General features: G+C 71.0%; 11 protein-coding genes and 1 tRNA gene. 11 read left to right on the top strand and 1 reads right to left on the bottom strand.

Annotated features, from left to right (window positions below; translation table 11 throughout):
• Positions 1 to 11: 11 nt before the first annotated feature.
• The 6 genes from CTB96_RS15820 to CTB96_RS15795 all read left to right on the top strand — a co-directional run bounded on the left by CTB96_RS15820 (position 12) and on the right by CTB96_RS15795 (position 4,734).
• Positions 12 to 662, top strand: coding sequence for an FtsB family cell division protein (locus tag CTB96_RS15820; protein ID WP_181397288.1), 651 nt, complete (start codon positions 12 to 14; stop codon positions 660 to 662).
• Entirely contained in the window at positions 659 to 1,195 is a 537-nt protein-coding gene (locus CTB96_RS15815; RefSeq protein ID WP_110127769.1) for a DUF501 domain-containing protein, read from the top strand. Before CTB96_RS15820 ends, CTB96_RS15815 begins: the two co-directional genes overlap by 4 nt.
• On the top strand, positions 1,192 to 2,469 hold the full coding sequence (locus CTB96_RS15810) for a S8 family serine peptidase (RefSeq protein WP_248283494.1): 1,278 nt from the start codon (positions 1,192 to 1,194) through the stop codon (positions 2,467 to 2,469). The genes CTB96_RS15815 and CTB96_RS15810 overlap by 4 nt, the downstream gene beginning before the upstream one ends.
• A gap of 38 nt (positions 2,470 to 2,507) precedes the next feature.
• A complete protein-coding gene (locus CTB96_RS15805; RefSeq protein ID WP_110127768.1) occupies positions 2,508 to 3,986 on the top strand; it encodes an NAD(P)/FAD-dependent oxidoreductase in 1,479 nt (492 codons plus the stop codon).
• Between the two features lie 71 nt (positions 3,987 to 4,057).
• Positions 4,058 to 4,134 (top strand) — tRNA-Leu (locus CTB96_RS15800).
• 30 nt (positions 4,135 to 4,164) lie between these two features.
• Positions 4,165 to 4,734, top strand: coding sequence for a dihydrofolate reductase family protein (locus CTB96_RS15795; protein ID WP_110127767.1), 570 nt, complete (start codon positions 4,165 to 4,167; stop codon positions 4,732 to 4,734).
• Positions 4,735 to 4,759: 25 nt separating this feature from the next.
• On the opposite strand, the gene CTB96_RS20565 is transcribed toward CTB96_RS15795, so the two are convergent.
• Positions 4,760 to 7,150, bottom strand: coding sequence for an Ig-like domain-containing protein (locus CTB96_RS20565; RefSeq protein WP_181397287.1), 2,391 nt, complete (start codon positions 7,148 to 7,150; stop codon positions 4,760 to 4,762).
• A 197-nt stretch (positions 7,151 to 7,347) separates the two neighbouring features.
• Here CTB96_RS20565 and CTB96_RS15780 point away from each other — a divergent pair, with 197 nt between their 5' ends.
• The 5 genes from CTB96_RS15780 to CTB96_RS15760 are packed head-to-tail and all read left to right on the top strand — an operon-like array spanning position 7,348 to position 13,223.
• Complete coding sequence (locus CTB96_RS15780) at positions 7,348 to 7,965, top strand: TetR/AcrR family transcriptional regulator (RefSeq protein WP_110127765.1); 618 nt, start codon at positions 7,348 to 7,350, stop codon at positions 7,963 to 7,965.
• Positions 7,962 to 9,221 (top strand): MFS transporter, encoded by a 1,260-nt coding sequence (locus CTB96_RS15775; RefSeq protein WP_248283408.1) that lies wholly within the window; start codon positions 7,962 to 7,964, stop codon positions 9,219 to 9,221. The genes CTB96_RS15780 and CTB96_RS15775 overlap by 4 nt, the downstream gene beginning before the upstream one ends.
• On the top strand, positions 9,218 to 10,480 hold the full coding sequence (locus CTB96_RS15770; protein WP_248283407.1) for an alanine racemase: 1,263 nt from the start codon (positions 9,218 to 9,220) through the stop codon (positions 10,478 to 10,480). Before CTB96_RS15775 ends, CTB96_RS15770 begins: the two co-directional genes overlap by 4 nt.
• Positions 10,477 to 11,787, top strand: coding sequence for a D-arabinono-1,4-lactone oxidase (locus tag CTB96_RS15765; protein WP_110127764.1), 1,311 nt, complete (start codon positions 10,477 to 10,479; stop codon positions 11,785 to 11,787). Before CTB96_RS15770 ends, CTB96_RS15765 begins: the two co-directional genes overlap by 4 nt.
• On the top strand, positions 11,784 to 13,223 hold the full coding sequence (locus CTB96_RS15760) for a glycoside hydrolase family 1 protein (RefSeq protein ID WP_110127763.1): 1,440 nt from the start codon (positions 11,784 to 11,786) through the stop codon (positions 13,221 to 13,223). The genes CTB96_RS15765 and CTB96_RS15760 overlap by 4 nt, the downstream gene beginning before the upstream one ends.
• Positions 13,224 to 13,269: the final 46 nt, after the last annotated feature.

Genomic DNA, 13,269 nt, shown 5'->3' with positions numbered 1-13,269 from the left:
GAGGAAGCATCGTGACCACTCACGGTTCGGGAATGACCCCGCCCCGCCTGCCGGGGCCGCGCAAGCCCGCCGCCCGTGCCACCACGCCGACGGGCAGCACCAAGGCTGCCAGCAGCAAGCCGTCGAGCACCAAGTCGTCGAGCAGCAAGGCCAAGCCCGCCGGCAGCACGACCACGCTGCCCGCCCGCAAACCGCGCACCGACACCCGCCCTGCCCAATTCCCGACCGACGAGACTGCCGTCGGCAGCTGGCTGCGCGGCCTGCGCCTGTCGGGGTTCTCCTTCGTGATGCTGGGCATCCTCGTGCTCGCCGTGGTCGTGCTGGCCCCGAGCGTGCGCACCTACGCCGAACAACGCCAGCAGATCGACGCGCTCAGTGCCACCGTCGCCGAGCAGGAAGCCGCCGTCGACGCCCAGAAGGCCGAACGGGAACGCTGGAACGACCGCACCTTCGTAACCACCCAGGCCAGGGAACGGCTCTCCTACGTCATGCCCGGCGACATCAGCTTCCTCGTGATCAACGACACCGGAACCGCCGTCGACGCCGACGCCGACACGGCACCGATCAGCACAGCCATCCAGGACACCGAGATCGACTGGGTCGACTCGGTGTTCCGATCGGTGATGACCGCAGGACTCGCCCCACAGGAGGCAGCACAATGACCCGACCGCCCTTCGACCCCGCCACCGAGGCCGACGTCGCCACAGTCACCGCCCAGCTCGGCCGACCCGCCCGCAACGTGATCGGCATCGCCGCCCGGTGCGTCTGCGGCGCACCCACCGTGGTGGCCACCGCACCGCGGTTGGAGGACGGCACCCCGTTCCCCACCCTGTACTACCTTTCCCACCCTGCCGCCACCGCCGCGCTCTCCTTCCTCGAGGCCACCCAGGTGATGAACGAGTACAACCAGATGCTCGCCGACGACGACGACCTGCGTGCCCACTACCAGGCCGCGCACGAGAGCTTCCTCGCCGACCGCGAGCTGGTCGGCAGTGTTCCCGAGATCGCCGGCATCTCTTCGGGCGGAATGCCCGTGCGGGTGAAGTGCCTGCACGCCCTCGCCGCGCACTCCCTGGCCGCCGGCCCGGGGGTCAACCCGATCGGCGACCTGGCCCTGCTGCGGGCGGCCTGGTCGCCCCAGGTCTGCGAGTGCCTGGACTACGCCCCGCCGGCGGTTCCGCCGGCCGAAGCGTGACCGGCTCCGGCCGCCGCATCCTCACCGGCTTCGCGGTTCTCGTCGCTGCCGTGCTCGCGGTCGGCGGTGTTGTCGTCGACACCCCCGGCGCGCGCGCCGACCAGGTGCGCGACCTGGAGTACTGGCTGAACGACTATGGCTTCAGCCAGGCCTGGACCACCAGCAGGGGCGCCGGCGTGACGGTGGCCGTGATCGACACCGGCGTCGACGGCACCGTCGCCGAACTCAGCGGCGCCGTCGTGGGTGGTACGGATGTCTCCGGGCTGGGTTCGTCCGACGGCCAGACCCCGGTCGGCGCCGAGAACGAGCACGGCACCCTGGTGGCATCCCTCCTGGCCGGCCGGGGCACGCCAGCCGGTGGCGGCCTGATCGGGGTGGCCCCGGCCGCGTCGATCCTCAGCGTCTCGGTGGCCTTCGGCACCAGCGACGCGGAGTTGAGCAACGACGACCAGATCGCGGAGGCCATCCGTTGGGCCGTCGACAACGGCGCCGACGTGATCAACATGTCGCTCACCCGCAACACCCTGGACTGGCCCACCAGCTGGGACGACGCGTTCATGTACGCGTTCGAGAACGACGTCGTCGTTGTCGCCGCGGCCGGCAACCGGGGCAGCGGCACGACGGAGGTCGGAGCGCCGGCCACCATCCCCGGCGTGCTCACCGTCGCCGGCGTCGACCGCACCAAGGAAGCCAGCTTCGACGCCTCCTCCCAGGGCATCACCATCGCCGTCGCCGCACCCAGCGAGAAGCTCGTCGGGGTGGCACCCGGCGGCGGGTACCTGCAGTGGGACGGTACCAGTGCCGCCGCGCCGATCGTGTCCGGCCTGGTCGCGCTGGTGCGGAGCGCCTATCCGAAGCTGGATGCCGCGGAGGTCATCAACCGGGTGATCGAGACCGCGAACCCGAACGGCCACACCGTGCCGAGCCCGATCTACGGCAACGGCCTGATCGACGCGGCCGCGGCCGTGTCGGCCTACGTGCCCAAACCCACGACGGCCACCCCCGCCGAACTGCTGCAGGCCTGGATCACGCTGCACCGCCGCGCCGACACGGCGCCGGTCACCCCCACGGAGCCGAGCACGATGGCGCCCGTCGTACCCGATGCCGACCCGGCCCTGCCCGAGCGGGATACCGCCGCGGCCTGGCTGCCCAGCCCGCTCACCCTCACCTATGTCAGCCTGCCGCTCGCCGTGCTGATTGGGTTTGGTATCCTTGTAACGCTGTTCGGCATTGGGGCCACGCGGCATTTCAAGCGAATTCGTTCCAAGCTCTAAATTTCGCGCATCCAAATCCTGTAGGAGGCCTTCTAATCGTGCCCAAAATTCTCATCGTCGGTGGTGGCTACGCGGGGTTCTATACCGCCTGGAAGCTCGAGAAGTGGTTGCGTCCCGGCGAAGCCGAGGTCACCATGGTCGACCCGCTGCCGTACATGACGTACCAGCCGTTCCTCCCGGAGGTGGCGGCCGGGTCGATCGACCCCCGTCACTCCGTTGTTGCGCACCGTCGTCACCTGAAGAAGACCAACGTGCTCACCGCGAAGGTCACCAACGTGAACCACGCCGAGAAGAAGGCCACCATCACGCCGCCCGTCGGCGAGCCGTGGGTGTTCGACTACGACATCGTCGTGGTCACCGCCGGCGCCGTGTCGCGCACCTTCCCGATCCCGGGTGTCGCCGACCAGGCCATCGGCCTCAAGACCGTCGAAGAAGCCGTCGCCATCCGCGACAAGGTGCTCACTAACTTCGACAAGGCAGCCCAGCTGCCCGCCGGCCCCGAGCGCGACCGCCTGTTGACCTTCGTGGTCGTCGGTGGCGGGTTCGCCGGTATCGAGGTGTTCGCCGAGCTGCGTTCGTTCGCCAGCTCGCTGCTGCCGAAGTACCCGCAGATCGCCTTCGAGGACACCCACTTCCACCTCATCGAGGCGATGGGTCGCATCATGCCCGAGGTCTCCGAGAAGACCGCTGGCTGGGTCATCAAGAACCTCGCCTCGCGCGGCGCCGAGGTGCACCTCAACACGCAGCTCACCTCCGCCGTCGACGGCAAGATCGAGCTGTCCACCGGTGAGTCCTTCGAGACCGACCTGATCGTCTGGACCGCCGGCGTGATGGCGAACCCCGGCATCGTGCGCAACACCGACCTGCCGATCGAAGAGCGTGGCCGCCTGAAGGTGCGCACCGACCTGCGCGTCGGCACTGAAGACGAGATCATCGCGGATGCCTGGGGCGCCGGTGACATCACCGCCGTTCCCGACCTGTCCGGTGGCGGCGTCGGCGGCTTCTGCGTTCCGAACGCCCAGCACGCTGTGCGCCAGGGCAAGCTCATGGCCAAGAACATCGTCGCGGTCCTCCGCGGCGAAGGCACGACGGAATACAACCACAAGAACCTCGGAGCCGTCGCCGGTCTCGGTGTCGGCGTCGGTGCGTTCCAGTCCGGCAAGTTCGGCCTCACCGGCCCCCTCGCCTGGATCGCGCACCGTGGCTACCACGGCCTGGCGATGCCGAGCTGGGAGCGCAAGATCCGCGTCGTCGCCGGCTGGGTGCTGAACTTCTTCCTGGGCCGGGACATCGTCTCGCTCGAGGCCGTGCAGACGCCCCGCGCCGTGTTCGAAGAGTTCGCCTCCCGCCCGAAGCCGCCGGCAGCTGCACCCGCAGCCGCCCCGGCCGAGGCCGTCAAGCCGCCGCGTGCCCCGCGCAAGGCACCGGTCAAGAAGCCCGTCGTCGCGCCCACCGAATCGGCTGCCGCCCCGGCCGCCGCGGTCGTATCCGACGCTGAAACCGTCGCAGCACCGTAAGCAGCACCGTAGAGTCACAGGTGGATGCCGCTCTGGCGGCATCCACTCGTGACGCCCGGCTTGCCGGGCGTGCCCCCGTAGCCCAACCGGCAGAGGCAGGCGACTTAAAATCGTCACAGTCTGGGTTCGAATCCCAGCGGGGGCACCACAGAACGACCCGTGGCATCATGTAGGCATCATGGGCACCGTCGAAGCGAACATCTCGATGTCGTTGGACGGGTTCGTCACCGGACCCGACCTCGAGCGTTACCCGGGCCTGGGCCGGGGCGGCGAAATCCTGCACGCCTGGACCGGAGAGCGGCGGGCGATGGATCTCGCGATGGGGGAGGAACGCCAGATCGCCGGATCGGTCATCACCAGCCGCCGGATCTTCGACGACACCGACGGGTGGGCGGCGGAGAACGGTTTCTTCAAACTGCCCGTTTTCGTGCTCACCCACCGCGCCCATCCGGTGGTCGTCACCGGCGAGACCACGTTCACCTTCGTCACCGGGGGCATCCGGGAGGCCGTCGATGCGGCCCAGGCCGCCGCAGGGCACCGGGTGGTGCACATCATGGGCGGGGCCGGGGTCATCCAGCAGGCCCTCGCGGCGGGGCTGGTCGACGAGCTGTTCCTGCACGTCGCCCCGGTGCTCCTGGGCGGGGGCACCAGGCTGTTCGAGCACCTCGACCGGGTGATCTCCCTCGAGCGGGCCGAGGTGGTGGAGTCACGGTACTCCACCCATCTGCGCTACCGGGTCTTGCGCTAGCTGCACAGCAGAGCGGGCTAGCGGGTCAGCGGAGCGCGGGCACCACCCAGCGCTGCCACGCCCACACCGCCACGCTCACCGCGGCGAAGGCGGCCGCGACCAGCCAGAGCAGCGTCACGGTGCCGTCGCCCTGCCAGCGGGGCAGCATCGGCGAGAGCAGCACGAACAGGGTGAGGAACGCGGGCACGGCCAAGGCCGCCCAGATCGGCGGTGACCAGGCCAGGATGCTGCGCCCGCTGGTGCTGCCGACCGGAATGAGTACGAGCACGGCCGAGCCGATCGACGCCAGCACGATGGTGTTGGCGAACTCGGCAGCCAAGGCGCTCACGAAGGTGTCCGCCGGCGGGAGCACTCCCACCAGCAGCAGGGCCACCAGCCCGAGCGCGAGCAGACTGCCGGCACGGATGGCAGCGAGGCGGCCGCGCTGACCCGCCACCGGTCCCTGAGTCACCACCACGCTGCCGAGCAGGCCGAAGAGCAGCGCCGGGTGCAGGTCGAACGCGCGCGAGCCCAGCGCCGTGACCGCGACGAGCAGCAGGTACCGCGGCAGGAAAGTGACATCGACCTCGACGTGCAGCGCCCGGGATCCCCACCATTGCGGCAGCAGGGTCGCCACAGCGTTCACCACACTGAGCGCGAGCACCACGGCCAGAAACAGCCGCAGGTAGGCCGGGGCGCTGGTGACGGGTCCGGAGAGGAGCACCAGTGCCGCGGCGGCCAAGATGGCGCCGCCACCCACCACCCACCTGTTCAGGCGTACCGTCGGTGCCACCTCGAATTCTTCGCCGGCCCGGTTGCGGCCGGAGAACCGGTGCCGGTTGAACAGCGGCCTTCCGTTCCGGGCGCGAGCGACGGTGCCGGCGAGCAGACGGGCGGGCACCACCAGCAACCCGAGCGCCCCGAGGGTGAGCAGCGACGCCTGTAGCCAGGGGAATTGCGCCACGGTCCAGGGCACGATCACGGCGGTGCTGAACGGGGTGGGGTCATTCCAGCCGCCCGGCACGGTCAGCTCCGGCGGCAGCGCCGTGGCCGGGTCATCGGGATCGGTCGGTGCCGGTACGGCCGGAGTAGGCGTCGCCGACGGGGTTCCCGGGGCGGCGGGCGTCGGGGTGGCGCTCGGCTGGGGTGTTTTGGTCGGCGACGGCGTCGGTGTCGGGGTGGCCGTGGGGGTGGGGCTTGGGGTACCGGTGCCGTAAGCCACCCGGATAGCGGCGCTGCCGGCACTGACGTTGCCCGCCGCATCCTGCTGCACGGCGCGCAGATCGTAGGCGCCGTCGGCGACCGCGCCACCGGCGCACGACCAGGTTCCGCCGGAGACGACGGTGCTGCAGAGCGAGTAGGCGCCGGCGAAGACCGTGACGGTGGCGCCGTTCTCACCAGAGCCGAAGTACTGCGAGCCCGACAGTGCCAGGGTCGCGCCGGCGACCGGCCCGGCCACGACCGGGGCCGGTGGTGCGTCGACGTCGATCACGAGGGTGACCGGGTTGCTGGCCGGGGAGGACTCCGGCTTGCTGAAACCGGTCTGCTGGGAAGCGGTGATCTGCTCAGAGCCGCTGGTCAGGCCCTGCATCAGGCAGGCCCAGGCGCCGGAGCCATCCACCGTGAACGAGCAGCGCTGGCCGCTGGACAGAGTGGCGGTGACTGTCGCTCCGGGGTAGCCGGTGCCGCGCACCAGGCCGTTCGAGGAGGGCTGGCCGGTGTTGCCGCCCGTGACCGTCGGCGCCTGCAGCACCCGGACGGTGACGGATGCGGCCAGATCGGCGTTTCCGGTGACCACCGCGCGCAGGGTGACGGCCGGGCCGCTCGGCAGGCTCAGGCCGATGCACTTCCAGCTGTTCGTGCCGTTGGGGGCGACGATACAGAGCGGGTCACCGCCGGTGGGGGAGAGCACCTGGATCTCCTGGTCGGGGTCCCGGCTGCCACCAACCGTGGCCGATCCGCTGATGAAGGCATCGGGCGACGGTCCGTCGATCGTGGGCGCGGAGGGCTCCGGGGTCGGCGTGGGCGTCGGGGTGTCGGTGGGCGTGGGCGTCGGTGTCGGCGTTGGCGTTGGCGTGGGCGTCGGGGTCGGGGCGGCCGACGGGGTCGGGGTGGGCGACGGCGTGGCGGACGGCGCGGCAGACGGGGAGGGCGTGACGGACTGTTCAGGAGCGGCGCTCGGCGCGGGAGCGTCGGTCGCCCGGGGCACCGTCGTGCCGGTCGGCGTGGGGGTTGGACTGGGCGTCGGCGTGGGGGTGGGGCTCGGCGTGGCGGTGGCTGCCGCTGCCGGTGCGGCCAGGGCCGGCGCGGGAACGGCCAGGAGCGGCCCGGCAACGAGCAGGCCGGTGAGCACGGCGAAGAGTATCGAGGCGCGCCAGGGACGCCGACGGGATCGTTGGTTCGGCCCGTGCGCGCAGATCTGGTCGTGCGTTTCCATGAACCCCCTCTCACCATTTCAGAGGCCTCGCGGCCGAAAGTCAACGTGACGCGCCTTCGCCCGGCGAATGCGCGGATTCGGCCACGGCGCCGAAATCCGAGCGAGACGGTGCCGTCTGCGGCATACTGGCGACTGGGTCATCTGCCCCACTGCACCGGTGCCCCACACCTGTTTCTGCCAGTCCGAGCGAGGTGACCATGACCAGGATGACGGCCGCAGACCGGCGCAGCGCCCTCGTGCTCGCAGCGCTCAGGGTCGTCGCCGACCGGGGAGTGGCGCAGGCCACCACCCGCGCGATCGTCGCCGAGGCGGGCATGTCACTGGCAAGCTTCCACTACGCCTTCGCGAGCCGCGACGAGCTGATGACCGAGCTGATCCGGCACGTCATGCGCGCCGAGACCACCGCCATCCTGCCCGACCCGGCCGAGGAGTTGGATGGCCCGACCGGCCCGGCGGCGCTGCGCGTGCTGCTGCGGCACGGCCTCGGCCGGTACGCCGAGCACCTGCGCCAGGACCCGTTACGGGAGAAGGCGATGCTCGAACTCACCCAGTACGCCCTGCGCTCGGCCGAGATGCAGCCGCTGGCGCGGGAGCAATACGAGGGCTACCACGCCCTCGCGGCGCTCGCCCTGACCAGCGCGGCCGAACAGAGCGGGTCGGTCTGGCTCCGGCCCGTCGACGAGGTGGCGCGGCTGCTCATTGCCCTCACCGACGGCCTCACCATCGCCTGGCTGGTCGATCGCGACGACCCGGCCACCGAGGCCCTGCTCGACACCATCGCCGACGCGGTGGCCGCCCTGGGGCGGCCGGCGTGAGCGCCCCAGCGGTTCCGGCCGTCTTCGCCGAGCCCACCCGCCGGGTGCCCGCCCGCTGGATCGCCGCGTTCGCGACGGCCTGGCTGGGCATCTGGATGGCGCAACTCACGCCGGTGCAGTTGCTGCTGCCCGCCCAGATCGACCGGCGCCTGCAGCCGGAGAACTGGGTCGACAGTGTGGTCGCGTTCGGCATCATCTCCGGCATCGCCGGCCTCTGCGCGATCGTGGCCTATCCGCTCACCGGCGCCCTCTCCGACCGCACCACGTCACGGTTCGGGCGGCGCCGGCCGTGGATCGCCGGCGGGGCCGTGCTCTTCGCCGCCGCGCTGGTGCTGCTCGGCGCGCAAACCAGCCTGCTGGGCATCGGCGTCTTCTGGTCGTTGGCCCTCACCGGCTTCTGCGTGCTCACGGCCGCGCTCACCGCCACCATCTCCGACCAGGTGCCCACCGGCCAGCGCGGGTACGTCTCCGGCTGGCTGTCCGCGCCGCAGGCGATCGGCACCATCCTCGGCTTGCTGCTGGTGACCCTGCTGTTCACCGGCCAGTTCGCCGGCTACGCCGCGGTGGCGGTGCTGCTCCTGGTGCTCTGCCTGCCCTTCCTGCTGTTGCCGGATGCCGTGCTCTCGCCGGAACAGCGCCAACCGATGTCCCTGGCCGGGGTGATCGACAGCCTGTGGATCAGCCCGCGGGAGAACCCGGACTTCGCCTGGACCCTCACCAGCCGGGTCCTGGTGAGCTTCGGCAACGCCTTCGGCACCACCCTGCTGCTGTACTTCCTGATGTTCGGCCTGAACGACGCCAACGCCGAAGACGACCTGATCCTGCTCACCCTGGTGTACATGGTGTTCGTGATCGTTGCGGCACTCGGCTTCGGCCGGCTCAGCGACAGGCTCGCCCGGCGCAAGGTCTTCGTTTTCGTCGCCTCGGCCCTGCAGGGTGTGGCGGCCCTGATGCTGGCCTTTCTGCCCGACCTCACGGTGGCCATGGTGGCCGCCGGCATCCTCGGCCTCGGCTACGGGTGTTTCCTCTCGGTCGACCAGGCCCTGGCCACCCAGGTGCTGCCGGATCCGGCCTCCCGCGGCAAGGACCTGGGCATCATGAACATCGCCACGGCAGTGCCCCAGGCGATCGCACCACTGATCGGTGCGGGCGTCGTCGCCCTCGCCGGCGGCTTCCAGGGCCTGTTCCTGACGGCCGGACTGTTTGCCTTCACCGGGGCCCTCGCGGTGACACGAGTGAAAGCTGTGCGCTCATGAGCCTCAACCTCGCCCACGACCTGGCCGTTCAGACGGCTGCGACCCATCCGGATGCGGCGCCGTGGCTCACCCCCGCGAGCTACTGGCCCGCGCTCACCGCGGCCACCGCCGATCTGCCCACCCCGGTCGGTGCCCTGCACCTCGGCGCCCTGCGGCACAACACCCACGACATGCTCGCCCGGGCCGCGGGCACGCCCATTCGGGTGGCCAGCAAGTCCCTGCGGGTGCGCGGGGTGCTCGAGGCCGTCCTCGCCCTGCCGGGCTACAGCGGCGTGCTCGCCTATACCCTGGCTGAGGCCCTGTGGCTGGCCGAGACCATCGACGACATCGTGGTCGGCTACCCGACGGCAGACTGGGACGCGATCCGCACCCTGGCCGGCTCCGCCGCTGCCGCCCGCCAGGTGACCCTCATGGTCGACTCGCTCGACCAACTGGACTTCATCGACTCTGTGGTCGCGCCCGGCCGGCGGGAGACCATCCGGCTCTGCCTCGAACTGGACGCGTCCTGGAACGCCCCGGTGCTCGGGCACCTGGGCGTGTGGCGCTCACCGGTGCACTCGGTCGATCAGGCGCGGGCGCTGGCGCTGGCCATCGTCTCCCGGCCCGGCTTCGCCCTGGTGGGCATGATGGCCTACGAGGCGCAGGTCGCGGGCCTCGGCGACCGGCCCGCCGGACATCCGGTGCAGGGCGGCCTGAACCGGTGGGTGCGGAATCGGTCGATCGTCGACATCAGCGCGAGGCGCGCGGCCGCGGTGGCCGCGGTGCGGCAGGTCGCCGAGCTCGAGTTCGTGAACGGCGGCGGGACCGGGTCGTTGGAGAGCACGCACGCCGATCCCTCTGTGACCGATATCGCGGCCGGCAGCGGTTTCTTCGGCGGCCACCTGTTCGACACCTACTCCGGGTTCACCCCGGCGCCGGCGGCCGCGTTCGCGCTGTCGGTGGTGCGGAAGCCCACCCCGGCCTCCGCCACCCTGCTCGGCGGCGGCTGGATCGCCTCGGGCCCGCCCGGGGCCGACCGGTCGCCGAGGCTGGTCTGGCCGGAGGGTCTCCGCCTGGTGCCCCGGGAGATGGCCGGCGAGGTGCAGTCGCCCGTCACCGGCGCCGCGGCCCAGACGCTTGGGGTCGGTGACCGGGTGTGGCTGCGGCACACCAAGTCCGGTGAGCTCAGCGAGCACCTGAATGAATTCGCCGTCGTCGACAACGGGCAGGTGGTGGACATGCTGCCCACCTACCGCGGCGAGGGGAAGGCGTTCCTGTGACGGCCTCCGGTGCCCGCTGGCAGAACTGGTCCCGCAGCGAATCGGTGGTGCCCGCCCGGGTGGAGCGGCCCACCAGCGCCGGCGCCGTGCAGCGCGCCGTGCTCGCCGCGGGTCGCGCCGGCATGCGCATCAAGGCCGTCGGCGCCGGCCATAGCTTCTCGGGCATCGCCCTGAGCCCCGGCGTGCAACTCGACCTGGCGTTCAGCGGCGTGATCGACGTCGACGAAGCCCGCGGCCGGGTCACCCTGGCCGCCGGCACCCACCTGCACCAGCTGCCGTCGCTGCTGAAACCATACGGTCTGGCGCTGGAGAACATGGGCGACGTCGACCGGCAGACTCTCGCCGGTGCCACCTCCACCGGCACGCACGGCACCGGGGCCGCCTTCCGCGGCCTGACCGACCAGATCGTGGGGGTCACCCTCGTCACCGGCGACGGCAGCCTGCTCCGCGTCTCCGCGACCGAGAACGCCGAGTTGCTGCCCGCTGTGCGGCTCGGCCTCGGCGCGCTCGGCATCCTGGTCGACCTCACCCTGCAGTGCGTGCCCGCCTACCTGCTGCACGCCGTGGAGACCCCCGAACCGCTCGATGCCGTGCTGGCCGCGTTCGGCGAACGCAGCGCCGCCGTCGACCACTTCGAGTTCTACTGGTTTCCACACACCGACACCGCCCTGACCAAGACCAACACCCGGTTGCCCGCCGACGCCGCCCGGCAGCCTCTCGGCCGGTTCAGCCGATGGGTCGACGACGAACTGCTCGCCAACGGTGTCTACCGGGTCACCTGCGCCGCCGGCACCGTGCTGCGGCCGCTGGTGCCGCCGGTGAACCGCCTCGCCGACAGGCTGACCAGCCACCGCGACTTCACCGACCTCTCCCACCGGGTGTTCGTCACGCACCGCACGGTGCGGTTCCACGAGATGGAATATGCCCTGCCGCTGGAGCAGGTGCCGGAAGCCCTCCGCGAGGTGCGCGCACTGATCGACAAACGCGGCTGGCGCATCTCCTTCCCGCTCGAGGTGCGCTCGGCCGCGGCCGACGACATCTGGCTCTCCACCGGCCAGGGCCGCGCCACCGGGTACATCGCCGTGCACAAGTACTACCGGGAGAACCCGCGCGAGTACTTCGCCGCCGTGGAGGCGATTATGCGTGCGCACGACGGTCGCCCACACTGGGGGAAGATGCACAATCTCGACGCCGACTCCCTCCGGGCGGTCTACCCGCACTTCGACGACTTCCTCGCCGTGCGGGACCGGCTCGATCCCGAGCGTCGCTTCGCCAACCGTTACCTGGAAAGAGTCCTCGGCCGATGAGCAGCAACACCCCAGCGTCCCGCGCCTGGCAGCACCGGGCGGGGGAGCTGGGCGACCGGCTGCCCACCGGATTCCGGATCGGCACCGCCACCTCGGCCTTCCAGATCGAGGGCGGCGCTCGCGACGGCGGCCGCGGTGAATCGACGTGGGATGCCTTCACCCGGCAGAAGGGCCGCATCCTGGACGGCCAGAACGCCTCGGTGTCGACCGACCACGTCGGCAAGCTGAGCGAAGACGTCACCCTGCTCCGCGAACTCGGCGCCGACATCTACCGGTTCTCCTTCGCCTGGCCGCGCCTGCAGCCCGACGGTCGCGGTTCGCTCAACCGCGCCGGGGTGGCCTTCTACGATCGGTTGCTCGACGAGTTGCTCGGCAACGGCATCAGCCCGATGGCGACCCTGCACCACTGGGACACCCCGGTGGCGCTGCGCGGCCAGTGGCTGAACCGCGACACCGCGCAACGGTTCGGCGATTACGCGAACCAGATGGGCGAGGTCTTCGGCGACCGTATCGACGCCTGGGTCACCGTGAACGAACCGGCCACGGTCACCTTCAACGGATACGCCCTCGGCATCCACGCGCCGGGGGAGACCCTTTTGTTCGACGCGCTGCCGGCGGCGCACCACCAACTCCTCGGCCACGGCCTGGCCGTGCAGGCCCTGCGAGCGGCGGATGTGCGCGGCCAGATCGGCCTGGCGAACGTGCACTCCCCGGTGCAGCCGGCCACCGACCGGGAGGCCGACCGAGACGCGGCCGCCCTCTACGACCTGCTGCACAACCGGCTCTTCGCCGACCCGGTGCTGCTCGGCCGGTACCCGGACCCGGCAGGCGTGTTCGAGAACGAGTTGCGCTTCCTGCACGAGATCGAACCCGACGACCTCCGCACCATCCACCAGAGCCTGGACTTCTACGGCCTGAACTACTACCAGCCCACCCGCGTGGCGGCAGGTGCCGGCGGCCCGGTCAGCCCGGATGGGAGCAGCCCGGCCATGAACCGGCTCCCGTTCCACTTCGAGCCGTTCCGCGAACATCCGGTGACCGGGTTCGGCTGGCCGAACGCACCGGAATACCTGCTCGTGGTGCTGACCGAGCTGCGGGACCGCTACGCCGAGGCCCTGCCGCCGGTGTACATCACCGAGGGCGGCGCCAGCTTCCCCGACCGGGCCGACCGGGACGGCACCGTCACCGACCTCGCCCGGATCGACTACCTCGCCGAACACCTGCTCGCCGCTGTGGAGGCCGTCGCCCCCGGCGGCCCGGCCGAGGGCGTCGACCTGCGCGGCTACATCATCTGGTCCCTGCTGGACAACTTCGAGTGGGCCGCCGGCTACACCCAGCGCTTCGGCCTGGTGTACGTCGACTTCACCGACCCGTCCCGCCCGCGCACCCCCAAGCAAAGTTTCTCCTGGCTCCAGCACGTCCTGAGCTCCCGGTAGACCCGCGACCCGTGACCTAAGCCCCGAAAACGTGCCCGGATGGGTG

Origin of the sequence: Cryobacterium arcticum, assembly GCF_003185895.1 — a bacterium.
Lineage (GTDB): Bacteria > Actinomycetota > Actinomycetes > Actinomycetales > Microbacteriaceae > Cryobacterium > Cryobacterium arcticum.
This window is presented reverse-complemented; position numbering and strand designations above follow the sequence as displayed.

Coding starts and splice junctions, on each gene's coding strand:
- CTB96_RS15815 (WP_110127769.1), top strand. CDS start 659: ATGACCCGACCGCCCTTCGACCCCGCCACCGAGGCCGACGTCGCCACA.
- CTB96_RS15795 (WP_110127767.1), top strand. CDS start 4,165: ATGGGCACCGTCGAAGCGAACATCTCGATGTCGTTGGACGGGTTCGTC.
- CTB96_RS20565 (WP_181397287.1), bottom strand. CDS start 7,150: ATGGAAACGCACGACCAGATCTGCGCGCACGGGCCGAACCAACGATCC.
- CTB96_RS15780 (WP_110127765.1), top strand. CDS start 7,348: ATGACCAGGATGACGGCCGCAGACCGGCGCAGCGCCCTCGTGCTCGCA.
- CTB96_RS15770 (WP_248283407.1), top strand. CDS start 9,218: ATGAGCCTCAACCTCGCCCACGACCTGGCCGTTCAGACGGCTGCGACC.
- CTB96_RS15760 (WP_110127763.1), top strand. CDS start 11,784: ATGAGCAGCAACACCCCAGCGTCCCGCGCCTGGCAGCACCGGGCGGGG.